The sequence below is a fragment of the Microvirga sesbaniae genome (assembly GCF_025460805.1).
Taxonomy (GTDB): domain Bacteria; phylum Pseudomonadota; class Alphaproteobacteria; order Rhizobiales; family Beijerinckiaceae; genus Microvirga; species Microvirga sesbaniae.
The window spans coordinates 346,031-370,694 of sequence record NZ_JAMXFJ010000004.1; the positions used below are offsets into that span (position 1 = coordinate 346,031).

The window sequence follows — 24,664 nt, forward strand, 5'->3', positions numbered from 1 at the left end:
CCCGGCGCGTGGCCATCGGCACGGCGCCATGCCGGAGCGGCATGGCGATGTTATGACGGATATGAGGTTTATGCGGGAAAGTTTAAGCGCGCGTCAAGAATGGGCGAAAATATCCGTCTCGGGCCAGCCGAGCAGGTCGAGCTGGGCCCGGGTCGGCAGGAAGCTGAAGCACTGGTGGGCGATGCCGAGCCTGTTCTCGCGCTCCAGCAGACGATCGAGCTTGTCCTTGAGGGCATGCAGGTGCAGGACGTCGGACGCCGCGTAGTCGAGCTGGGCCGGGGTGAGGGTCTCGGCGCCCCAATCGGAGGATTGCTGCTGCTTCGACAGCTCGACCCCGAGCTGCTCGCGCGCCAGCTCCTTGAGGCCGTGGCGGTCGGTATAGGTGCGCACGAGCCGCGAGGCGACCTTGGTGCAGTAGATCGGCCGCGGCATGACGCCGAAGGTGTGAAAGATCACCGCCAGGTCGAAGCGGGCGTAATGGAAGATCTTCAAGACGCTCTCGTCGGACAGGACGCGGATCAGGTTCTCCGGCAAGGGCCCGTCCTTGAGGATCTGCACCACGTCGGCGGTGCCGTCGCCGGTGGAGATCTGCACCACGCAGAGCCGGTCGCGGTGCGGATTGAGACCGAGCGTCTCGGTGTCGATGGCGATCGCCGGGCCCGGCTTGTAGCCGGCGGGCAGGTCGCCGCGATGGAAGCGTACTGTCATGGGACATCCGTAATGCGCAGACCATGCGTCTACCCCGTCTCGGCGGCGGCTTCAACGCAAGTCCTGCGGGCAGCGCCTTGAACCCTGTCAGTCGCGCATCGCAAGCGTGTCCGAGGAGACGACGATCCCGTCGCCGGCGGGGCCGATCAGCCCGCCGAGCACGCCCAGAAGGGTCTCCCGGCTGACGGGCTTTTCGAGCCAGGGCACGTTCCGCAGCTCCGGCGGGCAGTCGGCTTTCGCCGGCAGGCCGGAATAGACCGTGAAGGGCACGCCCCGGCTCTTCAGGGCCCGGGCGATCTCCAGCGAGGTGCCGTCCTTGATCATGATGTCCAGGATGGCGATGTCCGGCGCGTCGCCCTCGAGCCATTTCAGGGCGTCGGCATTGCTCATGAACACCCCGGCCACCGCGAAGCCGGCATCCTCGAGGAAGGCCTCGAGGGACATGCCGATCAACGCTTGGTCTTCGACGATCATGCAGCGGGTCTGGGTCATGGCGTCCCTTGTCCGTTCCGACTGGCAGAGAGCAGGCTTCGAAGAATGCGCGGGCGGCGGAGACAGGCGATGGATGCGCGAGAACGCATTCGTCTCCGTCCGATGTAGGACGGCCTGTGATCCGTTTCATTGATGCATGTGAATCTTGGCTGCAGAACCGGCATTCCAAAGACAAGCTTATACCAAAGAGCCACGGTGAGCCGCCGTGGCTGCGGCGCGCACGGATTCGTGAAGGCCGACCGGACGGGAATATTCTCTCTTGTCCCTCGGCCTCTGCTAAAGCCAAGCTTGGACGCAATCATCACAAAGAGCCACAGGCTTCGCATAGGTTAATGCGGCAGCCCGCCGGGGAGGGTCTTCTTACGGGTCCGAAATTGAGGAGTTGGAAGAGTGTCGGTCGAAAACTCCCTGAAGCAGCAGATGCTCAATGCCACTCCCCATCTGCGGGCCTTCGCGATATCCCTGTCCGGCAGCGTCGACAGGGCCGATGATCTGGTCCAGAGCACGCTTCTCAAGGGCCTGAGCAATCTCGACAAGTTCCAGCCCGGCACCAGCATGCAGGCTTGGCTCTTCACGATCCTGCGCAACGATTTCCTCACTCAGACCCGTCGGAGCAAGCGCGAGGTGGAGGATCCGGAAGGATCCTGGGCCGAGAAGGTCGCCGTCATGCCCGAGCAGGGCGCGCGGCTCGATTTCACCGACATGCTGAAAGCGTTGAGCAAGCTCCCGATCGACCAGCGCGAGGCGCTCCTGCTCGTCGGCGCGGAGGGTCTGTCCTATGAGGAGGCGGCGCGGATCTGCGGCACCAACATCGGAACCATCAAGAGCCGGATCAACCGCGCCCGCAACCGCCTCGCGGAGATGCTGAAGTTCGACGCCGAGGACGATCTCGGCCCCGACGATCTCGTGAAGGCGGCGCTGTTCATGCACGCATCGCCCTGACCCGGGCGACGGATAGGCTCGACGCAACAATGAGGCGTCCGGCCTGTCCGGACGCCCCGGGATCCATGATCAGTGCTTGGTTTCGTCGCCCGCACGGTTGATCGGGATGCGCTTCACCTCCGGCGGGCTCCCGGCCGCCTTGGGCAGGGTGACGGTGAGGACGCCGTTCCTGAAGCTGGCGTCGATCTTGTCCTCCTCCACATCCCAGGCCAGCGGGATGCGGCGCTCGAAAAGGCCGTAGTGCCGCTCGCTGAACGCGCGCTCCTTGTCCTCGATCTCGGACTTCTTCTCGCCCCGGATGGTGAGGACGCCGTCGCCTATCAGGACCTCCACGTCCTTGTCCTCGAGGCCCGGCAGTTCCGCCGAGATGCGGACATCCTTGTCGTTGTCGACGACTTCCACCTGCGGCCATCCCGTCATCCGGCTCATGCCGCCGAGCGGCGCCATGTCGAAGCCGCGGAACACGTCGTCGAAGAGCCGGTTCATCTCGCGATGCAGGGTCATGAAGGGATCGCTGTCCTCGCGGTAGCGGCTCGGGGTCGTCTGCTGGTTGCGACCCCAGGGAATGAGATCGCGCATGTTCATGGTGTCATCCTCCTTTCGCTCAGGCGTTGCGGCAGCGCCGGTGCTGAACCGGCGCTGCGTTCTGGCATGGGCTCCGTTACGCAGCCTTGCCGTGCTCGATCTGCTGCGGCTGCCGTCCGGTCGGTGTCGTCCCGGTGCCGGCATTGATCTCGATCCTGCGCGGTTTGAGCGCTTCGGGCACTTCGCGCTTCAGATCGACCGTGAGCAGACCGTTCTCGAGGCTCGCCTGCGTGACCTTCACGTGGTCGGCGAGGTTGAAGGTCTGCTTGAAGGCGCGGGTCGCGATGCCGCGATGGAGATATTGCCGGCCTTCTTCGGAGCCCTTCTTTTGACCGGCCACCAGGAGCTGGCTCTCCTTCTGGGTGAGTTCGATCTCATCCGGAGCGAAGCCCGCGATGGCCATCGTGATCACATACTGGTCTTCGCCCACCTTCTCGATGTTGTAGGGCGGCCAGTTGGTCAGGGGCTCGATCTGGGCGGATTGATCGAGCATGTCGAACAGGCGGTCGAAGCCGACCGTCGAACGGTACAGGGGGGAGAAGTCGAAAGCTGTTCTCATCACCATATCCTCCAATGAGCAACATGGACGTGAGAGCGCCGGACACCGGCCGGCGCCCGTCATGCCAAGCCTTTGAAAGGCCTCGGCGATATTGATGGTAGGAAGGGCTTTTCCGAATTTCAAGAGGGCCTGGAATGCCCGAACGGCATCGCTCGCGACGTCCCCTGAAACCCGCTGGCCATCGGGGCCGCGTCCCCTTAGCATCGGGTCGCTTCGACCAAGGACAGACAGACCATGCTCCGCATTCTCTCCCTTGCCGTCCTGACCGCCTTCGTCACCCCGTCCCCGGCGGCGGACACCTCCCGCGACGGGACGATCATCGCCCAGCAGCAGCAGGCTCCGCAGCAGACCCCGAAGCGCGATTGCGAGCGGAAACGCGACGAAGGTGTGAGCTCCTAGTGCCTCGTGCGGACCCGGCGGGCCACGCCAGTGACCCGACGGGCCGTCCGATGCTTTAGAGCGGTGATTCCGTCAGCGGTTCGCCGCCCGCGGCGGCGGGCAGGAGATCACGTCCCTGGCCGTGGGGTTTCCGGCGGCGCAGCGCCGCGTTGAGCTCGGCTCCGAAAATGAAGATCGCCGCCGAGATCTGAAGGAAGATCAGCGCGGTCAGGATGCCCGCCAGGCCCGCATAGGTGGCCTTCAGATGGGTCATCGTGGCGAGAAACTCGCCGTAGAGGCTCGCCCCGGCGAGCCACAGGACCAGGGTGGCCGCAACGCCCGGCACCACGTCCCGGGAATGGGGGCGGATGTCGGGCAGCCAGAGATGGGTGGCGGAAAGGCCCGCCACCAGGATGATCGACGCCAGTCCGTAGCGCACCACGTCGTAGGTCGGGCCGAGGCCCCTGAGGTCCGGCATGTAGGACAAGGCCCACCGCCAGATCGACGGCCACAGCACGACCAGAACCGAAGAGGCGACGAGCGCGCCCGCGCCGATGAGGATGAACCCGACCCCGATGAGGCGCGCCTGCCACCACGGCCGGAACCGCTCGACCCCGTAGGCCCGGCACAGGGCGACCCGCAGGCTCTCGACCCCGTTGGTGGCGACGAGCAGGGTCAGGACGATGCTGACCGTCAGGACGTTCCGGCGCGGGATCAGAACCTTGTCGGCCTCGCGGGCCAGGGGGCCGGCGACCCCTTCGGGCCAGAAATCGAAGAGCAGGTGGACGATGTGGGTCGAGATCCGCCCGGCCCCGAGAAAGGCCGCCAGCGCGGCGACGCAGATCAGGAACGGGAACAGGGCAATGACCAGGGAGAGCGCCACGTGGCTCGCCATGGCCAGGCCGTCGTTGCGCGCAAAGCGCGATCCCGCATCGGCCGTGACGGCGAAGGCGGATCGGGCACGGGACGGAAGGTGGATCGGTCGCATCGTCGGCCTGGGGATCGTGGATCGGCGGATCGGGCGGACGAGACTGCGCGATCCCGTCCCTTGATGCGGGTCCGGGCAGGGCATGGCAAGCCCCATGGTGTCTCACCGGTTCGGGCCGAGGATGTCTACGCGACGCGGCTGCGGGCCTCGTTCGCGAGGCGGATGAGCATGGGACGGACTTCGTGGGGGCCCGTCAGGGGCCTTGGGAAGGACAGGCGCAGGATCTCGTCGCCTAGGGCCATCTGGAGTCCCTCGGGGTCGACCCCGATCAGCTGCCAGGCTCCCTCGCGGGCGCCGCAGAGCTGCGTGGCGTAGAGCGCGACCGCATCGCCGTGCTCGGCGTTCATGTGCGCGACCGCCTCGGCTTCGAAGTCGTAGAAATCGAAGAACTCGGCCATGTCGGTGAGCAGATCCTCGGCCGTCATGCGGTAGGCCCGGCCGAAGCCGCCGTTGAGGCTGCCGGACGCGACCTTCAGGCGCCAGAAGCTGAAATCCGGGAAGTCGACGTAGAGTTCGGCCTTCGGATGCTGCAGCAGATAGCGGCGGCGGATGCTTTTCGCCTCGTCGGTCTCCCGGTCGAGACGCTCGGCCCGGGCCTGCAGGGTCAGGCGCGGATGCGCCAGCGGGTCGCCCTTGCCGATGGACGACAGGAGCAGGGAGCACCGGGGATCGGCCTCCATCAGCCTCGTGTGCAGCGACAGCTGCGAGGTGAGGATGACGGGCGCGCCGTCGAGATCCGTTCCCACTTGGACGAGGCTGGCGAACGGCATGCCGCTGTCGGGATCGTTGGTGGCGAGCGCGCCGGAGCGAGCGGTGCGCATGAGCTTCTTGGCGAGAGCGCGGGCCTCGTCGTCGACGGGCAGAATCGGATCCTTCGCCATTCCGCATCCTCCTGGGCTCACCGTTGCCTTCATACCCTAGCGCGTCGGAACCAAAAGTGAACACCAGGCCCGGGAGAAGAGGAACGGTCGGCATGAGGCCGGCCGCGACGGAGAACGAGCCGTTCCAAGTCAGTCCCGTGAAATTGGCGGAACCGAACATCATACCAAGGGCTGAGAGCAGGATGATTGACTTTCCAAAACGTTTTGGAAATCTAGTCGGAAGCCCAAGGAGACCTGAGCCCCGTGTCCAACCTGAAGCTTCTCGCGCAATCGCTCGGCCTGTCGATCACGACGGTGTCGCGAGCCCTCGACGGCTATGCCGACGTGGCGCCGGCGACCCGCGAGCGCGTTCAGGCAGCCGCGCGGGCGATGAACTACCGGCCGAACCCCGCCGCCCGCAGCCTGCGGCGGCGCAAGGCCGAAGCGGTGGCCGTGACCCTGCCGACGGAGCCGGGCCGGTTCGGCCCTCCGATCTTCCTCAACATGCTGGCGGCCTGCGGGCAGCGGCTCGCCGAGGAGGGCCTCGACCTGATGCTGCTGCCGACCGCCGGCCGCGCCGGCGAGATGGACACCTACCGGCGGGTGCTCGACGGCCGGCGCGCGGACGCGGTGATCGTGGTGCGCACGCGGCTCGAGGACGAACGCGTGGCCTTCCTGACGGAGCGCGGCATCCCGTTCGTGACCCATGGCCGCACGGCCCGGCCCGACGAGCATGCCTTCATCGACGGCGACGGCGAGGCGGGGTTTGGGGACGCCGCCCGCGCGCTCGCCGCCCTGGGCCATCGGCGGATCGCCCATATCGCGGCCCCGCAGGACCTGACCTTCGCGCATCTGCGCCGGCAGGGCTGGCTGGCGGCCCTCGCCGACATGGGCTCCCCGGACCGGCTCGAATACACCGCCCCGCCGACGGAGGCCGGGGGCTACGAGGCCGCGCAATGGCTGCTCCGGCAGAGCGCGCCGCCCACGGCCCTCCTGTGCGCCACCGACAGCATGGCGATCGGCGCCCTGAGCGCCCTCAAGGAGCGCGGGCTCGCGGCCGGGCGCGAGATCGCCGTGATCGGGCACGACAATCTGCCCTCCGCGGCCTTCACCGATCCACCGCTCTCGAGCATGGAGATCGCCGCGCCCGACGTGGGCCGGCAGCTGGCCGAGATGCTGCTCGCGCGGCTCGGAGGGCGCGAGGCCCGCGAGCTGCAGACCATTCTGCCGGTTCGGCAGGTTCCGAGGGCCACCCACGGACCGGCGAACTGAGTTTGATGCCCTCGATCTTCCGGGCCCGGATCGAGCGGCACCGACAAGGGACCGATGGAGGAAGGACATGACGCATCCGGTATCGCTTCGCGCCATTGCCGCCGCGGCCGCCCTGTTCGGAGGGCTGACCGTCGCGCAGGCGCAGGAAACCATCTTTTACTCGACCCAGCTTCGTCCCATCGAGGAGGCGACCAAAGTCCGCGAGGTCCTGCTCAAGGGCATTCCCGGCAAGGTCACCTACGTGGTCGACGAGCCGCCGGCCTTCGCGGTGCGCATGAAAGCCGAGACGCAGGCCGGCAAGCGCACGGCGAGCGTCGTCGGGGCGCTGCACGGCGAGTTGCAGCCGCACGTGCCGGCCGATCTCCAGCCCGTCGACGACGTCGCCGCGAAGCTGACCGACCGCGGCATTCCGGCGAGCCTGATGGATCTCGGCAAGCTCGGCACGGGCCAGCAGCAATACATCCCGTGGATGCAGGCCACCTACGTCATGGTGGCCAACAAGCAGGCGCTGCAATACCTGCCGGCGGGCGCGGACGTGAACAGCCTCACCTATGCGCAGCTGCAGCAATGGGGCAAGACCATCGTCGAGAAGACCGGCCAGCGCCGCCTCGGCTTCCCGGCCGGCCCGACGGGCCTGCTGCCGCGCTTCTTCCAGGGCTATTTCTACCCGTCCTTCACGGGCGGCGTGGTCACCACCTTCAAGTCGGCCGAGGCCGAGGCCGGATGGAACGCCCTGAAGGACCTGTGGGCGGTGTCGAACCCCAATTCCACCAACTACAACTTCATGCAGGAGCCGCTGCTCTCCGGCGAGGTGTGGATCGCCTGGGATCACATCGCGCGCGTGAAGGAAGCCCTCACCCTGCAGCCCGACCAGTTCGTCGCCTTCCCGGCGCCGGCCGGTCCGAAGGGACGCGGCTACATGCCGGTGATCGCCGGCCTCGCCATCCCGAAGGACGCGCCGAACCGGGCCGGCGCCGTGGCGGTGATCGAGCACCTGACCAAGCCGCAGACCCAGCTGGCGACGGCCGCCGAAGTCGGTTTCTTCCCGGTCGTGAAGGCGGAACTGCCGGCGGATCTCGCGCCGGGCATCAAGGCGCTCGCCGGTGCGGTCGCGGCGACGCAGAACGCCAAGGATGCGCTCGTGTCGCTCCTGCCCGTCGGCCTCGGCGCCAAGGGCGGCGAGTTCAACAAGGTCTACATGGATTCGTTCCAGCGCATCGTGCTGCGCAACGAGCCGGTCAAGGACGTGCTCGACGCTCAGGCGAAAGTGCTCGACACGCTCATGAAGGAGACCGGCGCACCCTGCTGGGCCCCGGACAAGCCGAGCCAGGGCGCCTGCGCGGTCCAGTAACCCGATCGACCGAGCCCGGCGGAGCACGCTTCGCCGGGACCCTTCTTCTGCCCCGTGGAGCGGCTTCATGCCTGCACGCCCTTCCTGGATCCCCTATGCGCTGATCGCGCCCTCGGTCGTCTTTCTCGCGGCGCTGTTTCTGGTGCCGCTCGTGCAGACGATCTGGCTGTCGGTCTCCGCCGGCGACGGCCTGTCGCTGGAGAACTACCGGCGCATGGCCGGCGACCTGAACTTCGCCCTCGCGGTCAAGAACACCTTCCTGCTCACCCTCGTGGTCGTGCCGCTCCAGGTGGTTCTGGCGCTCGGCATGGCCACCATGGTGACGAAGCTCGACAAGGGCCGCGACCTGGTCCTGTGGGTGCTCACGATTCCACTCGGCATCTCGGACCTCGCGGCGGGCCTTGCCTGGCTCGCCCTGCTCCAGAACACCGGCTACCTGAACTCCGCGCTCTACGCGCTCGGCCTGATCCAGGGGCCGACCGGGTGGCTGTCGCAGGAGACGCCGGTCGCCCTGTTCTTCGCCATCGTGCTGGCCGAGCTCTGGCGCGCCACCGCGATCGTGCTGGTGATCCTGATCGCCGGCCTGCAGCTGATCCCGAAGGAATTCGCGGAAGCGGCCGAGATCTTCGGCGCCAAGCCCTGGACGCGCTTCACCCGGATCACCCTGCCGCTCCTGAAGCCCAGCCTGCAATCGGCCCTGATCCTGCGCACGGTGCTCGCCTTCGAGGTCTTCGCCGTCGTCTACGCGCTCGGCGGGCGCAATTTCCCGGTTCTCGCCGGCGAGGCCTATGTCTGGCAGAACGACAACCAGAATTACGGCGTCGCGGCGGCGTACGCGGTGCTGATCATGGCGATCTCGCTTGCCGCGACCGCCGTCTATCTGCGCGTTTTGAGAACGCGTCCGGAGCAGCTCCCATGACAGCCAGCGCGGTTGCAACGAAACCCGCCGCGACGAACCGCGGCATGGCCCTTCCCTCGGCCCGGCGCCTGCTGCTTTGGACCGGCCTCGCGGTGCTCATCGCCTGGGTGCTGGTGCCGATCTATCTCGTGGCGCTCGGCGCCTTCGGAGGGCGGCTCGGCGTGTTCCGCTGGCCGAAATCGATCTGGCCCTCGGACCTGTCCTTCGCGGCCATGAGCCAGTTCCTCGCCATCGAGGGCGTGTTCAACGCCCTCGTCAACTCGCTCATCGCGGCCGGCCTGACGGTCGTGTTCTCCATCGCGCTCGGCGCGCCTGCCGGCTATGCGCTGGCGCGCTACAGCTTCCGCGGGCAGAACGCCTATCGGCTTCTCGTTCTCCTCACCCGCGCCTTCCCGCTCGCCATCCTGGCGCTGCCGCTCACCGTGTCGTTCATCCGCCTCGGGCTCTACGACACGCCCTTCGGCGTGTCGCTGATTCACACGGTGCTGGCCCTGCCCTTCGCGGCCCTCGTCACGCAGAGCCTGTTCATGGGCATCCCGCGCGAATACGAGGAGGCCGCCTGGGTGTTCGGCTGCACGCGCTTCCAGGCCTTCGTCAAGGTGATCCTGCCGCTCGCCCTGCCGGGCCTCGCCGCCACCGCGATCTTCGCCTTCGTGATCTCGTGGAACGAGGTGTTCGCGGCCTCGATCCTCACCGTGCGCGAGCGGACGCTCACCGCCTATCTGCTGCGGATCCTCGCCGAGAGCCCGCTTCACTACCGCTTCGCCGGCGGCTTCATCCTCATCATCCCCTCCGTGCTCTTCATCTTCGCCGTGAGACGATACCTCTTCGCGGTGTGGGGCATTGCGAGCAAGTAACGGATCCCATTATGGCAGACATCGTCATCGACCGCGTCGTCAAGGAATTCGGCTCCTTCCGCGCCCTGCAGGAGGTCTCGCTCACCGTCAACGACGGCGAGTTCGTGGCGCTCCTCGGCCCCTCGGGCTGCGGCAAGACCACGTTGCTCCGCATCATCGCCGGCCTCGAGACCCAGACCTCCGGCCGCGTCGTCATCGGAGGCCAGGACGTGAGCCATCTCAGCCCCCGCAAGCGCGGACTCGCGATGGTGTTCCAGAACTATGCGGTCTTCCCGCACATGACCGTGTTCGAGAACGTCGCCTTCGGGCTGCGCATGCAGAAGGCCGCGGCGGCGGACGTCAAGCGCAAGGTCGAGCGCGCCGCGGCCCTGCTCCACATCGAGAGCTATCTCGACCGCTATCCGGCCAAACTCTCGGGCGGCCAGCGCCAGCGCGTGGCCGTGGCCCGGGCGCTCGCCGTCGAGCCCGCCGTGCTGCTCATGGACGAGCCGCTCTCCAATCTCGACGCGCTCCTGCGCCTCGAGATGCGCACGGAATTGAAGGCGGTCCTGCGCGAGGCCGGCACCACGACGATCTACGTGACGCACGACCAGACCGAGGCCATGGGCCTCGCCGACCGCATCGCCGTGATGTACGGCGGCAAGATCGACCAGATCGGCTCGCCGCTCGAGATCTACGCCACGCCCGCCACCCGCTTCGTCGGCGGCTTCATCGGCTCGCCGCCCATGAACTTCATCAAGGTCCGATGCAGCCAGGGCACGGCGCGGATCGGCGATGCCGCCCTGCCCTGCCCGGTCACGGCCGAGAGCCTGGAGCTGGGCCTGCGCGGCGAGGATGCGAGCCTGAGCGCCGACGGCTCCGGCCTTCCCTTCGACGTGCGCGTGGTGGAGCCGATGGGCTCGCACCTGCTCCTGACCGGCGCCATCGACGGCCAGCTCGCCCGCATCGTGGCGCCGCCGACGGCCGAAGTGACCGCCGGCGAGCGCGTGGGCCTCACCGTCGATCCGGCCCGGGTGACCTGGATCGACAGCACCACCGGACGCGCCCTCGCCCGGGCCTGACTTTTGAACAAGGACATTTGAGATGAATACGCTTCCCAAGGAAGAGGCGGCGCGCGCCATTCTCGCGCGCAACGATCGCGGCGGCTACACGGTGCCGACCGACCGGCTCTATCCGTTCCAGTGGAACTGGGACTCCGCTTTCGTCGCCATGGGCTTCGCGGTCTTCGACGTGGACCGGGCCTATCGCGAGCTGGAGCGTCTCGTCGAAGGCCAGTGGGACGACGGCATGATCCCGCACATCGTGTTCCATGCGCCGAGCGACACCTATTTCCCCGGTCCAGACGTGTGGGGCACGCGGCACCGCGTCCCGACCTCGGGCATCACGCAGCCGCCGGTCTTCGGCATGGCCCTGCGCCATGTGCACGAGGCCGCTCTCGCGGGCGGCACGGCCGGCGCGGCGCGGCGCACGAAGGCGCTGTTCCAGGCCGCCCTGCGCTCGCACCGCTGGTGGCTCGCCGCGCGCGATCCGGACGGCCTCGGCCTCGTGTCGATCCTGCATCCCTGGGAGAGCGGCAGCGACAACTCGCCGGCCTGGGACATGGCGCTGGCGCGCGTGCCGACCACCACCACGACCGCGATCCGCCGCAAGGACACGGGCCATGTGGACGCCTCCATGCGGCCGCGCGACGAGGACTACCAGCGCTTCATCCACCTGGTCGACACATACCGCGCGTGCGGCTGGGACCCGGCCCGGCAATGGTCGGCCGCTCCCTTCAAGGTGGCGGACGTCCAGATGACCGCCATCCTGGCGCGGGCGACCGCCGACCTGATACATCTCGCCGAGAGCCTTGGAACGGCCGAGGAGAAGGCGGAACTGGCGCGCATGCATGCCCGGCTGCGCGAGGGCCTTGCCCGTCGCTGGCGCCCGGCGCTTTCGCGCTTCGTCAACCTCGACCTGGTCTCGGGGCAGGACATCGACACGCCCACGCAGGCCGCCTTCATCCCGCTCGTGGCCCTGGAGCTCGACGAGGCTCAGCGGGAGGCCGTCACGGCGGAGATCGAGCGCTGGCTCGACGGCATGGTGGTCGGGGTCCCCTCGACGCCGGCCTTCTCGCCCGCCTTTGAGCCCAAGCGCTACTGGCGCGGCCCGGTCTGGGCCGTGGTCAACTGGCTCATCTGCGACGGACTGCGCCTGAACGGGGCCGAGGATCTCGCGCGACGGATCGAGCGCACAACCGTCCGGGTGATCGAGAGCGCCGGCTTCTGCGAGTATTTCGACCCGACGACCGGCGAGGGCCTGGGCGGCGACACCTTCTCGTGGACGGCGGCGGCCTACATGGTGCTCGGCCGGCGCCGCTGAGCCCAGAGACGCGGCGGCACTGCAAAGGCCGCGGGTCGTCCGACGACCCGCGGCCTTCGTGCGCACGGGGGCCGGGACGCAATCCTGGAGAGACGCGGCACGCGGCCGCCTCATTCGACGAGGCGTCGACATTTCAGCCACTTACGGGAGCGCCGCTCGGCCAATAGCATAATAGTGCTACGAAATGCAGGATCGATTTGCATTTATGAGTCTGTTTATGCAATTACTCGCTCATGTCCCGCAACCCGACATCGAGCCCCTTCCTGACAAGCGTTGCCGTTAACGGACGGCGACACCGGATCATCGGCTTGCGGGATGCCGCGTCTGGCCAGCTCGAACGGCTGCCGCACATCCTGCGCATCCTGCTGGAGAACGTGCTGCGCAACGCGGACGAGGACGCTCCGCGGGCCAGGGACGCGATCCTGTCCTGGCTCCGGGCCGGACGCAGCGAGGCGGAGATCCCGTTCCTGCCCGGCCGGGTGATGATGCACGACACCACCTGCGGCCCCGCCCTCGTGGATATCGCCGGCATGCGCGCATCCCTCGCCGAGGCCGGGCACGATCCCGGCCGGCTCAATCCCGTGCTGCCCGTCGACGTGTCGACCGACCATTCGCTCGGCGTCGACGTGTTCGGCTCCCGTGATGCCCTTCAGCGCAACATGGAGCGGGAATACGGGCGCAATGCCGAGCGCTACCGCTTCATGAAATGGGCCACGCGCGCGCTCACCGGCTTCCGCGTCCATCCGCCCGGCACCGGCATCATGCACACGCTCAATCTCGAACGTCTGGCGAGCGTTGTCGCCCCGTCGGAGCGCGACGGCGTGTCCTGGGCCGCGCCGGACACCCTGATCGGAACCGACAGCCACACGCCGATGATCAACGGCATCGGCGTGCTCGGCTGGGGCGTCGGCGGGCTGGAGGCCGAGAGCGTGGTCTTCGGCATGCCGGTGATGATCCGCGTGCCGGACATCGTCGGCGTGCGCCTCACCGGCCGCCTCCGGCAGGGCGTGCTTGCCACCGATCTTGCACTCACCGTGACCGAGCGCCTCAGGCAGATTGATCTGGCGGACCGTTTCGTCGAGTTCTTCGGGCCGGGCGTCTCGACGCTGTCCGCCGGCGACCGCGCGGTCATCGCCAACATGACCCCGGAATTCGGCGCCAATTCCGGCTTCTTCCCCATCGACGATCAGGTTCTGCGCTATCTGCGCGAGACGGGACGCTCCGCCGACCATGTGCGCCTCGTCGAGGCCTATGCCCGGCGACAGGGATTGTGGTTCGATCCCGACGCGTCTCCCCGCTTCACCGACGTGGTCGAGATCGATCTCGACGCGGTCGAGGTCAGCCTCGCCGGCCCGCGCCGCCCGCAGGACCGCATTCCGGCCGGAACGACGGTCGCGGCCCTGGCGCCGATGCTCGCGGACAAGCCCTCGGCCGTGCGACGCGAGCAGCCCGGCCACGGCGCCGTGGCCATCGCGGCGATCACGAGCTGCACCAACACGTCCGATCCGCGCCTTCTCGTCGCCGCCGGCCTCGTCGCCCGCAAGGCGCGTCGCTTCGGCCTTACGCCGCCAGCCTGGGTGAAGACCTCGCTGGCGCCGGGCTCGCCCGCCGCCGAGCGCTATCTGCGCCGGGCCGGGCTGCTGGAGGATCTGGAGGCGATCGGCTTTAGCATCGTCGGCTATGGCTGCACCACCTGCATCGGCAATTCCGGGCCACTGCCCGCCATCATCGAGCAGGCCATGACGGAGCGCGGCATCGTTCCCGTGGCGGTCCTGTCCGGCAACCGGAACTTCCCGGGCCGGGTGCACCCGCAGCTCGAGGCCGGCTTCCTGGCCTCGCCGCCGCTCGTCGTCGCCTTCGCGCTCGCGGGCGACGTCGACCGCGACATTCTCGCCGACCCCATCGGCCGTTCCGCGTCCGGCGCGACCATCGGGCTCGCCGATCTCTGGCCCACCGGTGACGAGATCGACGCGGCCTTGGCTGCGGCCATCGACCCCCGTGACTACGGCCCCGCCTACGAGGCCGCCGAGGCGAGCGACACGTGGCGGGTGCTCGATGCGCCGGCCACGCCCCTGTTCCCGTGGAACGAGGGCTCGACCTATATCCGCCGCCCGCCTTTCGCCGGCTTCGGCACGGGCACGCGGCTGGGCACCTACGCGGCCCATCCGCTGCTCGTGCTCGGCGACGACATCACCACCGACCACATCTCTCCGGCCGGTCAGATCCCGCAGACGGGAGAGGCCGCGGAATATCTCGTCGCGGGCGGCGAGAACCGCCGCGACCTGAACGTCTTCGCCTCGCGCCGCGGCAACTGGGAGGCCATGGTACGCGGCCTGTTCACCAATCGGAACGTGCGCAATCTGCTCGATGAGCAGATCGCTCCGGGCTTCACGATCCACGCGGGATCCGGCGAGCACCTGCCGCTCTACCGGGCGGCCGAACGCTATGCCCACGAGGGCGCCTCCGTCGTGGTGGTGGCCGGCGAGCGCTACGGCATGGGCTCGTCCCGCGATTGGGCCGCGAAGGGCGTGGCGCTGCTCGGCGCCCGCGCGGTGCTGGCCTCGAGCTTCGAGCGCATCCACCGGTCGAACCTGATCGGCATGGGAGTTCTGCCCCTGCGGCTTCCGGAGGACCGGCATCCGGGCGCCCTCCATCTGCGCGCGGGCGACCGGATCCTGATCGAGGCCGATCCCGCGATGCTCAGCCCGCGCGGCTCCGTTCCGGTCACGATCCGGCGCGCGTCGGGCGAGAGCGAAACCTTCGCCACCACAGCCGCCATCGAGACGGGTCTCGAGGTCGAGATCCTGCGCGGCGGCGGCATCATCCCGCTCATCCTGCAGCGGGTCGTCGACGCGGAGGCCACAAGCCGCGGGACGCCCGCCCCCGACTTCACCGGAACCGGTGAAAACACCCGGCGAGAGATTTCGCCGAACCCCGGACGCTGAGCGGCAACGCCGTTTCGCGATCACCCCTCACGCAACCTTAAAGGGAGGAACTCGTGAGCCACTTCACCAAGACGATCCGCGGCGTTGCATTCGCCGCCCTGGCGCTCGTCGCGTCATCGGCCTTCGCCCAGCAGGAACTCAAGATCATGGCCCCGGCCGGACCCGGCGGCGGCTGGGACTCGGCCGCGCGCTCGATCCAGCAGGTGCTCACCCAGACGGGCCTCGCCAAGAGCGTTCAGGTCACCAACGTGACCGGGGCCGGCGGCACCATCGGGCTCGCGCAGTTCGTCAACAACGCCAAGGGCGATCCGACCCAGCTCATGGTCAACGGCATCACCATGATCGGGGCGATCCTGAGCAACAAGGCGCCGGTGAACCTGGACCAGGTCACGCCCATCGCGCGCCTCACCGGCGATCCGCTCGTGATCGTGGTGCCGGCGAGCTCGCCGATCACGTCGGTCAAGGAGCTGGCCGAGGCCGTGAAGGCGGATCCGGCCAAGGTGACCTGGGCGGGCGGATCGGCCGGCGGCGCGGACCATATCCTGGCGGCCCTGTTCACCAAGGCGGCCGGCTCCGAGCCGTCGAAGGTCAACTACATCGCCTTCTCGGGCGGCGGCGAGGCGCTGGCCGCGATGCTCGGCGGGCGCGTGACGGCCGGCGTGTCGGGCTACGGCGAGTTCGAGAGCCAGATCAAGGCCGGCAAGCTGCGGGCGCTCGCGCTCTCGTCCGGCAAGCGGCTCGCCGCCGCCGACGTTCCCACCCTGAAGGAGCAGGGCATGGACGTGGAGGTCGTGAACTGGCGCGCCGTCATGGCGCCTCCTGGCATCACGGCCGACCAGAGGAAGGCTCATGCGGAGACCATCGACAAGCTCGTCAAGTCGAAGGAATGGGCCGAAATCCTGAAAGCTCGCGGCTGGGAGGATTTCTATCTGGCGGGCGCGCCGTTCGAGGCCTTCCTGAAGGACGAGCAGGCACGGGTCGGCGACGTGCTGAAGTCGATCGGTCTCGTGAAGTCGTAAGCACCGAGACCAGGGGAGCCCTGCAGGGCTCCCCTTCCCGGCCGGGGATCGCCCTTCGGCGCACGACGAAGCGATGGTGAGAGTACCGTGACCGCGACACTTCGGGTAAACGAGGGTCGAACCATCGAAACGAGTGCGTCCGAGGATGTAGTCATGAGGGCAGCCGATGAGCGCGCGGTCAACGGAAAGCGCGAATTGACCGAGGGGCTTGCCGCGCAGATCCTCGGCCATATCCGGGACGGCGGACTGGCCGTCGGGACGCATCTCACGGCGCAGGGGCTGGCGGAGCGGTTCAACGTCTCCCGCTTTCCCGTCGGCCAGGCCCTGCAGCTGCTGGCCGCCAAGGGTGTCCTCGTCCACGAACGCAACCGCGGCTATTTCGTCTCGAGCGCCAAGGATGCATCGCCGGAGACCCTTGGCCTGGCGCCCAGGGAGGAGGCCTCTCACGTCTATTTCAGGATCGCCGAGGATCATCTTCACGGCCGCCTGCCCGACCCGGTATCCGAGGCCTATCTCAAGGACGCCTATGGGGCCACGAAGGCGCAGCTGAACGCGGTCTTGAGCCGGATCGCCCGGGAGGGCTGGGCCGAGCGCCGCCCCGGCTACGGCTGGTCCTTCTCGCCGATGCTGACCACGCCGGAGAGCCTGGAGCAGACCTACCGCGTCCGCCTCGCCCTCGAACCCGCCGCGCTGCTCGAGCCGGGCTACCGTCTCGATCCCGAGATCGCAGCCCGCTGCCGCGAGGCGGAGCTGCGGCTTCTCGCCGGCGCCATCGAGACCGACACGGCGGACGCCCTTCACGAGCGTGGCGTGCGGTTCCACGAGGCGATCATCGGAGCCTCCGGCAATCCGTTCTTCCTGGAGGCCGTGCGCCGCATCAACCGCGTCCGCCGCCTGCTCTCCTACCGGTCGATGATCGACCGCAAGCGCTATCGCCGGCAATGCGAGGAGCACCTCGAGATTCTCGACCTCCTGGAGCGCGGCCGGAACCCCGACGCCGCGCAGGCGCTCCGGCGCCACCTGGAGCACACGATCGAGAACCTTCAGGAGATCAGGCCGATCCTGGAACGGTGAACTGGAGTGGAATGATGTGTTCGAAGGAAACGGGCAACCTGCCGGCCCGTCGAACTTGATGATCCTGGAGTGCTTTGCGGATCGAACCCTCGAGAGAGGGATGGTGCCCAGGAGAGGACTCGAACCTCCACGGTGTTACCCGCTGCTACCTGAAAGCAGTGCGTCTACCAATTCCGCCACCTGGGCATGCCTCGTCGGCGAGGCTTCGTTTACGGTGCTTCTGGCGGCACGTCAATCACTGAAAATGCGACCGATGCGCTTTCTTCCCATGCACCTCTTCACAGGGGAGCAGCGTTTGACTAGAGACATTCTGACTTTCACACCCAAGCTCCATGCAAGCCCTTCGCCGGGCAGGAGAGTTTCATGATCGGTGCCCTTCGCACGCCTGAGCAGCAAACCGTCACCGTGTTCGGCGGATCAGGTTTTCTCGGCCGCTACGTGGTGAGCCGTCTGGCCGAGCGCGGCTATCGCGTCCTCGTGCCGACCCGCCAGCCGAACCTCGCGAACTTCCTGCCCCTGGGCAAGGTGGGGCAGATCCATCCGATCCACGCCAACCTGCGCAACGAGGATTCGGTGGCTCACGCGGTGGCGCGGGCGGACCATGTGGTCAATCTGGTGGGCATCCTGCAGGAAACCGGCCGCCAGCGCTTCGATGCGCTCCAGGCCCGGGCGCCCGCCATGATCGCGCGGCTCGCCCGCAAGGCCGTGTCCTTCACCCATGTCTCGGCGATCGGCGCGGATGCCAATTCCGAATCGGCCTATGCCCGCACGAAGGCCGAGGGCGAGGCCGCCCTGCTGGCGGAGCGGCCGGACGCGGTGATCCTGCGCCCCTCGCTGATGTTCGGGCCCGGTGACAGCTCCTTCAACCGCTTCGCCACGCTCGCCCGCATGCTCCCCGTGCTGCCGCTGCCAGGGGCCGAGACCCGCTTCCAGCCGGTCTATGCCGGCGACGTGGCCGAGGCCGTCCTGCGGGCCGTGGACGGCGCCGTGCCCGGCGGTCGCGTCTACGAGCTCGGCGGTCCCGAGATGCGCACCATGCGCCAGATGATGGAATTCGTCTTCGAGGTCACCGAACGCAAGCGCGCCATCGTGCCCCTGCCGAGCAACCTGGCCAGGACCGTGGGCAGCGTCCTCGGGACCCTCGATTGGGCGACCCTCGGCCTGATCCCGAACGAGCTCGTGACCACCCGCGACCAGGCCATCCTCCTCGAGACCGACAACGTGGTCTCGGACAGCGCTCTCCGCGAAGGCCGCACGCTCCAGGGGCTCGGCGTTGCGCCCACCACCATCGAGGCGATCGTGCCGAGCTACCTCCTGCGTTTCCGCAAGACCGGCCAGTTCGATCTCAGGCGCAACGCCCCTCCGGGCAACACGCCCGACCTGCTCGCCCCGCGCTCGGGAGGGCCCGGATCCGACTTCCACCCGGAGCGGGCGACCGGCCCGGCCGTCGGCCAGTCGTCGAGCCGCTAGAGCATCGGACCCAGAAATGGACCCATTTTTGGGTCCGATCCTTCAGGTGTTCTCGATCGACGCAGGGGCCGACCGGCGCACCTGGGCCCGCTGCGCCCGCCCCTGCGTGAGCCTCTTGTGCAGGTGCACCATCAGGGCCGCACCGAAGATCGGCGTGATCAGGTTCACCACCGGCACGAGCACCAGGGCCGCCACGACGGCGCCGGCCGCCAGCACGGTGCCCCGGTGCTCGGCGCGCAGGCGCGCCACGTCCTCGGCCGGCCAGAACCGGCCGGCGGCGAGCTCGAAATATTCCCGGCCCAGCAGATAGGCGTTGGCGATGAAGAACGCCCCGATATTGATGCCCGGGATGAAGAACAGCAGCAGGGCGACGAGGTTCACCAGCAGGGACAGGCCGGCGAAGCGGATGCCGTAGAGAAGGGATGTTCCGAAGGGCAGGGCCCGGCCGGGCGGATCGGCCGGAAAATCCTTGCGCTCCACGATCTCGGCCACGTCGTCGAGGAAATAGCCCGCCACGATGGCCGAGATCGCCGGCAGCAGATAGACCAGGGCGACGAAGAGGCCGAATCCCGCCAGGAAGAACGCGAAGCTGTCGATGATCGGATAGCTGGCGCTCAGCTCGTGGTTCGTGAGGAAGATGTCGAACAGCTTGGTCAGCCCGAGCCAGACCAGAACGAGCAGCGCCACCGTCAACCCAATCGACTTCCAGAGAATGCCACGCAGCGCGGGCGAGAAAACCTCGCGGGCCGCGGCGAAAATCGATTGAATCAGCATCTGTCGTTCGTCTCCTGACGAGGCATCCCTTGATCGGGACAGCGGACCTTACTTATGAACGAGGCCGCCGCAAAGCGAGAGGTGGGTCCATCGTGTCGTCTGAAACGTCGGGGAGCGCGAATGCCGATCTGGATGTGGCGGTCGTCGGCGCGGGCAGCGCCGGGATCGCGGCGGCCCGACGCCTGCTGGCCGCCGGCCTGACGGTCGCGGTCCTGGAGGCCCGGGACCGCCCCGGCGGGCGCACGGTCACGCGCCGCTTCAGGGGCCACCCGGTCGATCTCGGGGCCCATTGGCTCCATGCGGGACCGATCAATCCGCTGGTCCGGCTCGGGCGCCTGCGCGCAGAGCCCCTGCGCCGGGCGCCGGCGGACGGGCATGTCTTCGTGCGCGGCAGGCCGGGCAGCCGGGCCGAGCGCGCGGCTCTCGACCGGGCCTTCGACCGGGCCGACCGGGCCATGACCCAGGCGGCGACGGCTCGCGAGGACCAGGCGGCCGCGAGGTCGCTTCCGCCCCTGGGGCCGCATGGGCAGCGGGTGGCGGCCATCCACGGCCTCGTATCGGGCCGGCCCCTCGAGGAGGTCAGCCTGCACGACTTTCCGAGCATGGAATATGCGGACAACCTGTTCATCGCCGGTGGTCTCGGCGCCTATCTGCGCCGCCTCGGCCAGGGCGTCCCGGTGCGGCTCGGCACCGCCGTCCAGTCCATCGACTGGTCGGGACAGGGGGTGAGACTCGACAGTTCGGCGGGAACGCTCCGGGCCAGGGCGGCCATCGTCACGGCGCCGATGGCCGTGCTCCAGCGGGATGCGATCCGGTTCGCGCCCGCGCTTCCCAGCCGTGTCGGGGAAGCCGTCCACGGCTTCACGCAGGGCGTCTACGAACACGTGGTCCTGCATTGGCCCGACGCCCCCTTTCGCGGTGCGGACCGGCTGGCGAGCCTGACGGGAACCCGCCGTCAGCCGCCAGGCCTCCTCACGCGGATCGACGGCACCCCGTTTCATTTCTTCGAGCTCGATCAGCCCACGGCCGCCGGCTTCGACCGGCGCGATCCCCACGCGCCGTTCCGCTATGCGCGCGAGGTCCTGGCCGAGCATTTCGGCCATCGGGCGGTCCGGAACCTTGCCGCCGTGCATGCGACGGCCTGGCGGCACGATTCCTGGTCGCGCGCCTCCTGGGCCGTGGTGCCGCCGGGGCTCTCTGCCATCCGCGACGTCCTGAAGGCGCCGGTCGGGGACCGGATCTGGTTCGCCGGCGAGGCGCTCTCGCGCGCCCAGTGGGGCACCGCCGGGGGAGCCTGGGAGGAGGGCGAGCGGGCGGCCAGGGAGGTCATCGCGCAGCTGCGCTGAGCCGGGTCAGGGCTCGGGCGATGCCGAATCGAGGCGCGTGCGCACCCAGGTCACGGCTTCGTCGAGAGAGGCCAGGACCGGGGGCGTCACGCTCAGCAGAGCGCTGCAAGGGCCGAAGCCGGCCTCCAGAAACCAGCCTCCGGCCCGCTCCGTCCCGCCGATGGTCTCCTCCGGGGTCACCCAGCTGAAAACCGCCACCAGCTGCCCGTCCGCGAGGACGAGCCGTCCCTCGTGACTGCCGCCATCCGCCATGACGGGCATCGTCTGGAGAGTGATTTGATTCATCGTTCGCACCCCGGTCAGGATGATCGATCTTCGTTCTGGAGGCTGAGATAGGTCGAGGTGAACTCGCCGACCTTCTTCAGCCGGTCCCAATCGAGAATGGTCAACGCGTCGCCCTGGAAGCGGATCAGGCCTTCCTTGCGAAGCTCCTGGAGCACGCGGTTCACATGGACGGTCGAAAGGCCGAGCGTGTCGCCGAGTTCCGCCTGGGTGACGGGGAGCTGGATCGTATCGCCGTCGGCGCGCCCGATGACCTTCAGGCGCAGGTACAGCTCGCAGATCAGATGCGCCATGTGGGCGGTCGCGGAGAGGCGCCCCATGGCGGTCAGCCATTCCCGGTGGATGGCGCCGTCGATCAGCGTATTGAGCCAGAGCAGCCTCGTGAGATGCGGATATTCGTCAGAGATCTTCTCGAGGGTCGCATGCGGAACGAGAGCGATGCGGCAGTTGGTGAGCGCCACGACCCCATGGTCCATGGTCTTCAGAAGGAAGCTGTGCAGGTCGATGAAGTCGCCAGCGACATGGAGCGCCGAAATCTGCCGGCGGCCGTTCGAGACGATCTTGTAGCGGGCCGCGAAGCCTTCCAGGAGCAGCGAGCTTTCCGCCGGGCGATCGCCCTCGCGCAGGACGTCGTCGTCGGCCTCGACCACGCGAATGCGGGCGACGGCGTTCTCGAGGACTTTCTTCTCGTCGTCGGAGAGCCTGTCATAGGTCTCGAGCTTCAGAATGAGGGGATTGGTCATCAAGGCCATGGGGATAGGAACATCCCTGTTCTGGCCAATCTCCTTTCTCAGCCGCACTCACATATGTTTATGCCCGTGATGGATTTTGGTCGCACCGGCCCCGCTCCCGTCATCCGATCCGGACGGGGGCATGGAAGCATCGCCCGGGTCGTGCGGGAAATCCTTCCCGGGCCCCGGACGAGGTCCAGGCGTTCCGACCCGGCACCCGTCAGAGCATGCTGGGCAGGACGCGGTCCGGCGGCTTGTGGCCGTCGACGAAGGCCCGGATGTTGACGATGACCTTCTCGCCCATGGCCACGCGGCCTTCATGGGTGGCGGAGCCCATGTGGGGCAGCACCACCACCTTGCCCTGCTTGGCGAGCCTCACGAGCCGCGGATTGACGGCCGGCTCCTCCTCGAACACGTCGAGACCGGCTCCCGCAAGGGCCCCGGCCTCGATGAGCTTGGTGAGCGCGCCCTCGTCGATGATCTCGCCCCGGGCGGTGTTCACCAGGATGGCGTCGGGCTTCATGAGCTTGAGGCGCCGGGCCGAGAGCAGGTGGTAGGTGGCCGGCGTATGCGGGCAGTTGACCGACACGATGTCCATGCGGGCCAGCATCTGGTCGAGGGATTCCCAGTAGGTCGCCTCGAGTTCGGCCTCGATCCTCGGCGGCACGTGGCGGCGGTTGTGATAGTGGATCGACAGCCCGAACGCCTTGGCCCGCCGGGCCAGAGCCTGGCCGATGCGCCCCATGCCGACGATGCCGAGGCGCTTTCCCGTGATGCGCCGGCCGAGCATCCAGGTGGGCGACCAGCCGGCCCAGTTCCCGTCCGGGATCACCCGGGCCCCTTCCGGGATGCGGCGGGCGACCGCCAGGATCAGCGCCATGGTCATGTCGGCCGTGTCCTCGGTGAGGACGCCGGGCGTGTTGGTGACGGTGACGCCCCGGGCCACGGCGGCCGACACGTCGATGTTGTCGACCCCGTTGCCGAAATTGGCGACGAGCTTCAGGCTGGGGCCCGCCTGCTCCAGCACCGCGGCGTCGATCTCGTCCGTGATGGTCGGCACGAGCACGTCGGCGGTCTTCACCGCGTCGGCGAGCTCTTGCGCCGAGAGGGGCCTGTCCTCCAGGTTGAGGCGCGTGTCGAACAATTCGCGCAGGCGAGTTTCGATCACGTCGGGCAGGCGGCGGGTGACAACGACGACGGGTCTCTTTTTCATCGGCTTCAAGCGTCCCCAGCACTGGTGCCCGATCAGCCGAAGTGTGAGCGGTTCGGCGTCACGATCAGGCACAATTCAATAAGTGAGAGCGCGACCGAACGCAAAACCGGTGGCCACTTTTGCTGATCACGCTCAAAAACCCGCGAAGTTCAAAGAGTTTCACGCTCTCTTAACTCTGCTTCGGCGATCAAAGGTGACGACCCGCCGCGTGGCGGCATCCGTCAAGCTTCTCTACCAGAGCCTCAACCCAAGACAAAGCCACTATCCGGGGGAACCATGCGCAAGATCGTCCTTGCCCTTGCTCTTGTCGGCCTGAGCGCCGCTTCGGCCTTCGGTCAGCAGCCGCCGGGCGGGCGTCTCGGCACGGGCCTGCCGGTGCCGCGCTATGTCAGCCTCAAGACGGACCGGGTGAACCTGCGCGAGGGCCCGTCGAAGGATCACAGGACCGCCTGGGTGTTCCAGCGCGCCGGCCTGCCGGTGGAGATCATCGCCGAGTACGAGACCTGGCGGCGCATCCGCGATTCGGAGGGCACGGAAGGATGGGTCCTCCACTCGCTCCTGTCCGGGCGCCGCACCGCCCTGGTGATGCCGTGGGCGAAGGGCAACCAGCCGCCGATCAGCCTGTTCGACCGGTCCGACGACAAGGGCAACGTGGTGGCTCATCTGCAGCCGAGCGTGATCACCAACATCAAGGGCTGCGACGGCAGGTGGTGCCACGTCACCATCGTGATGGACGGTGCCCGCGACGTGGACGGGTTCATTCAGCAGGAGAAGCTCTGGGGCGTCTATCCCAACGAGACCGTGGAATAGCCCGTTTCCGATTTGGCAAGCTTTTGGGCGCTAGAAGGCAATATCGTTTCCATTCATCCGAAAGCCTGCCTCGATGAGCCTCAACCTGAGCTTCAAACTGCTGCCGATCCTGGCCCTGGTCCTCGGCATCGCGTCGATCGTCGCGCCGCGCTTCCTCAACGTCTTCGTGGCGATCTTCCTGATTGCCTATGCGCTCGTGGGCTTCGGCTTCATCCGCTGACCGCATCGAAGCGGTAGCGGTAGGAATTCGTCTCCCGCTGCTCGAAGCCCAGCCGCCGGTAGAGACGGTTCGCGGCCTCGCGGGCCGGGCGCGACGTGAGGTCGACGGTCTTGGCGTTCAGGCGACGGGCCTGATCCAGCGCCGACCGGACGAGGGCCTCGCCGATGCCCCGGCCCCGATGGTGCTCGTCCACCACCACGTCGTCGATAAAGGCCCGCGCGCCCGTCGGGGCCTGGAACCATCCGAGCGTCAGCATCCCGGCCACGTGCCCATCGCAGCGGGCCAGGATGAGCAGGCACGAGGACGAGGCCAGGATCGCGTCGAGATCCTCCCTGCCCAAGGCCTTCGGCGCCGAGGTCAGCTGGGGGAGCAGCCGGTTGACCGCCTCGACCAGTTCGGCCGACCCGGCGGACGCGATCTCGATCTGCAACACGCTCATTCCCGGACGCTCCTTCTCGATCAAGCCTAGAGCATCGGACCCAAAAGTGGACCCACTTTTGGGTCCGAT

Annotated in this window: 26 protein-coding genes and 1 tRNA gene; 15 read left to right on the forward strand and 12 right to left on the reverse strand. The window is 68.0% G+C overall.

The features are described from left to right. Positions 1 to 93: 93 nt before the first annotated feature. Entirely contained in the window at positions 94 to 708 is a 615-nt protein-coding gene (locus OCW50_RS09075) for a ribonuclease D (protein WP_262297241.1), read from the reverse strand. Positions 709 to 795: 87 nt separating this feature from the next. Continuing rightward, positions 796 to 1,200, reverse strand: coding sequence for a response regulator (locus OCW50_RS09080; protein ID WP_262297242.1), 405 nt, complete (start codon positions 1,198 to 1,200; stop codon positions 796 to 798). A 390-nt stretch (positions 1,201 to 1,590) separates the two neighbouring features. On the opposite strand from OCW50_RS09080, the gene OCW50_RS09085 reads away from it, so the two are divergent. Continuing rightward, positions 1,591 to 2,142, forward strand: a complete 552-nt coding sequence (locus OCW50_RS09085) for a sigma-70 family RNA polymerase sigma factor (RefSeq protein WP_262297243.1) — start codon at positions 1,591 to 1,593, stop codon at positions 2,140 to 2,142. Positions 2,143 to 2,211: 69 nt separating this feature from the next. On the opposite strand, the gene OCW50_RS09090 is transcribed toward OCW50_RS09085, so the two are convergent. After that, the gene (locus OCW50_RS09090; RefSeq protein ID WP_262297244.1) at positions 2,212 to 2,727 is read right to left on the reverse strand and encodes an Hsp20/alpha crystallin family protein; all 516 of its coding nucleotides are present in this window, start codon (positions 2,725 to 2,727) and stop codon (positions 2,212 to 2,214) included. A 76-nt stretch (positions 2,728 to 2,803) separates the two neighbouring features. Next, positions 2,804 to 3,286: an Hsp20 family protein gene (locus OCW50_RS09095; protein ID WP_262297245.1), complete on the reverse strand. Its 483-nt coding sequence runs from the start codon at positions 3,284 to 3,286 to the stop codon at positions 2,804 to 2,806. Between the two features lie 234 nt (positions 3,287 to 3,520). Between OCW50_RS09095 and OCW50_RS09100 the strand changes: the two genes are divergently transcribed. Then, positions 3,521 to 3,685, forward strand: a complete 165-nt coding sequence (locus OCW50_RS09100; protein ID WP_262297246.1) for a hypothetical protein — start codon at positions 3,521 to 3,523, stop codon at positions 3,683 to 3,685. 55 nt (positions 3,686 to 3,740) lie between these two features. On the opposite strand, the gene OCW50_RS09105 is transcribed toward OCW50_RS09100, so the two are convergent. Next, positions 3,741 to 4,652, reverse strand: a complete 912-nt coding sequence (locus tag OCW50_RS09105; protein WP_262272391.1) for a YihY/virulence factor BrkB family protein — start codon at positions 4,650 to 4,652, stop codon at positions 3,741 to 3,743. A 125-nt stretch (positions 4,653 to 4,777) separates the two neighbouring features. Beyond that, positions 4,778 to 5,533 carry a HugZ family pyridoxamine 5'-phosphate oxidase gene (locus OCW50_RS09110; protein ID WP_262297247.1) on the reverse strand — a complete coding sequence of 252 codons (756 nt, stop codon included), beginning with the start codon at positions 5,531 to 5,533 and terminating at the stop codon, positions 4,778 to 4,780. A 243-nt stretch (positions 5,534 to 5,776) separates the two neighbouring features. Here OCW50_RS09110 and OCW50_RS09115 point away from each other — a divergent pair, with 243 nt between their 5' ends. From OCW50_RS09115 to OCW50_RS09155, 9 genes are all read left to right on the forward strand, one after another. Beyond that, positions 5,777 to 6,784 (forward strand): LacI family DNA-binding transcriptional regulator, encoded by a 1,008-nt coding sequence (locus tag OCW50_RS09115; protein ID WP_262272393.1) that lies wholly within the window; start codon positions 5,777 to 5,779, stop codon positions 6,782 to 6,784. Positions 6,785 to 6,851: 67 nt separating this feature from the next. Next, positions 6,852 to 8,135 (forward strand): ABC transporter substrate-binding protein, encoded by a 1,284-nt coding sequence (locus OCW50_RS09120; protein WP_262272394.1) that lies wholly within the window; start codon positions 6,852 to 6,854, stop codon positions 8,133 to 8,135. 67 nt (positions 8,136 to 8,202) lie between these two features. Beyond that, the gene (locus tag OCW50_RS09125) at positions 8,203 to 9,054 is read left to right on the forward strand and encodes a carbohydrate ABC transporter permease (RefSeq protein ID WP_262297248.1); all 852 of its coding nucleotides are present in this window, start codon (positions 8,203 to 8,205) and stop codon (positions 9,052 to 9,054) included. A gap of 44 nt (positions 9,055 to 9,098) precedes the next feature. After that, a complete protein-coding gene (locus OCW50_RS09130; protein WP_373371354.1) occupies positions 9,099 to 9,911 on the forward strand; it encodes a carbohydrate ABC transporter permease in 813 nt (270 codons plus the stop codon). An 11-nt stretch (positions 9,912 to 9,922) separates the two neighbouring features. Continuing rightward, positions 9,923 to 10,972, forward strand: a complete 1,050-nt coding sequence (locus OCW50_RS09135) for an ABC transporter ATP-binding protein (protein WP_262297249.1) — start codon at positions 9,923 to 9,925, stop codon at positions 10,970 to 10,972. Positions 10,973 to 10,994: 22 nt separating this feature from the next. Beyond that, a complete protein-coding gene (locus OCW50_RS09140) occupies positions 10,995 to 12,272 on the forward strand; it encodes an MGH1-like glycoside hydrolase domain-containing protein (protein WP_262297250.1) in 1,278 nt (425 codons plus the stop codon). Positions 12,273 to 12,505: 233 nt separating this feature from the next. Further along, complete coding sequence (acnA, locus tag OCW50_RS09145; protein ID WP_262297251.1) at positions 12,506 to 15,217, forward strand: aconitate hydratase AcnA; 2,712 nt, start codon at positions 12,506 to 12,508, stop codon at positions 15,215 to 15,217. Positions 15,218 to 15,270: 53 nt separating this feature from the next. Continuing rightward, positions 15,271 to 16,236: a Bug family tripartite tricarboxylate transporter substrate binding protein gene (locus OCW50_RS09150; protein ID WP_262297252.1), complete on the forward strand. Its 966-nt coding sequence runs from the start codon at positions 15,271 to 15,273 to the stop codon at positions 16,234 to 16,236. A gap of 153 nt (positions 16,237 to 16,389) precedes the next feature. Further along, positions 16,390 to 17,310: a GntR family transcriptional regulator gene (locus OCW50_RS09155; protein WP_262297253.1), complete on the forward strand. Its 921-nt coding sequence runs from the start codon at positions 16,390 to 16,392 to the stop codon at positions 17,308 to 17,310. A 101-nt stretch (positions 17,311 to 17,411) separates the two neighbouring features. Here OCW50_RS09155 and OCW50_RS09160 read toward each other — a convergent pair. After that, positions 17,412 to 17,496: transfer RNA gene (locus OCW50_RS09160), tRNA-Leu, on the reverse strand. Between the two features lie 177 nt (positions 17,497 to 17,673). Between OCW50_RS09160 and OCW50_RS09165 the strand changes: the two genes are divergently transcribed. Further along, entirely contained in the window at positions 17,674 to 18,780 is a 1,107-nt protein-coding gene (locus OCW50_RS09165; protein ID WP_262297254.1) for a complex I NDUFA9 subunit family protein, read from the forward strand. 42 nt (positions 18,781 to 18,822) lie between these two features. Here the strand turns inward: OCW50_RS09165 and OCW50_RS09170 are convergent, their stop codons facing one another. After that, positions 18,823 to 19,554, reverse strand: coding sequence for a sulfate transporter family protein (locus tag OCW50_RS09170; protein WP_262297255.1), 732 nt, complete (start codon positions 19,552 to 19,554; stop codon positions 18,823 to 18,825). Between the two features lie 92 nt (positions 19,555 to 19,646). Here OCW50_RS09170 and OCW50_RS09175 point away from each other — a divergent pair, with 92 nt between their 5' ends. Next, positions 19,647 to 20,900 (forward strand): flavin monoamine oxidase family protein, encoded by a 1,254-nt coding sequence (locus OCW50_RS09175; protein ID WP_262297256.1) that lies wholly within the window; start codon positions 19,647 to 19,649, stop codon positions 20,898 to 20,900. A gap of 6 nt (positions 20,901 to 20,906) precedes the next feature. Here the strand turns inward: OCW50_RS09175 and OCW50_RS09180 are convergent, their stop codons facing one another. From OCW50_RS09180 to OCW50_RS09190, 3 genes are all read right to left on the reverse strand, one after another. Then, a complete protein-coding gene (locus OCW50_RS09180; RefSeq protein WP_262297257.1) occupies positions 20,907 to 21,185 on the reverse strand; it encodes a hypothetical protein in 279 nt (92 codons plus the stop codon). Between the two features lie 14 nt (positions 21,186 to 21,199). Further along, the gene (locus OCW50_RS09185; RefSeq protein ID WP_262297330.1) at positions 21,200 to 21,925 is read right to left on the reverse strand and encodes a Crp/Fnr family transcriptional regulator; all 726 of its coding nucleotides are present in this window, start codon (positions 21,923 to 21,925) and stop codon (positions 21,200 to 21,202) included. Between the two features lie 208 nt (positions 21,926 to 22,133). Next, entirely contained in the window at positions 22,134 to 23,126 is a 993-nt protein-coding gene (locus tag OCW50_RS09190; protein ID WP_262297258.1) for a 2-hydroxyacid dehydrogenase, read from the reverse strand. A 276-nt stretch (positions 23,127 to 23,402) separates the two neighbouring features. Between OCW50_RS09190 and OCW50_RS09195 the strand changes: the two genes are divergently transcribed. Next, positions 23,403 to 23,936, forward strand: coding sequence for an SH3 domain-containing protein (locus OCW50_RS09195; RefSeq protein WP_262270493.1), 534 nt, complete (start codon positions 23,403 to 23,405; stop codon positions 23,934 to 23,936). 73 nt (positions 23,937 to 24,009) lie between these two features. After that, positions 24,010 to 24,156, forward strand: a complete 147-nt coding sequence (locus OCW50_RS09200; RefSeq protein ID WP_173948792.1) for a DUF3096 domain-containing protein — start codon at positions 24,010 to 24,012, stop codon at positions 24,154 to 24,156. Here OCW50_RS09200 and OCW50_RS09205 read toward each other — a convergent pair. Then, a complete protein-coding gene (locus OCW50_RS09205) occupies positions 24,146 to 24,595 on the reverse strand; it encodes a GNAT family N-acetyltransferase (protein WP_262297259.1) in 450 nt (149 codons plus the stop codon). The genes OCW50_RS09200 and OCW50_RS09205 overlap by 11 nt on opposite strands. Between the last annotated feature and the right edge of the window lie 69 nt (positions 24,596 to 24,664).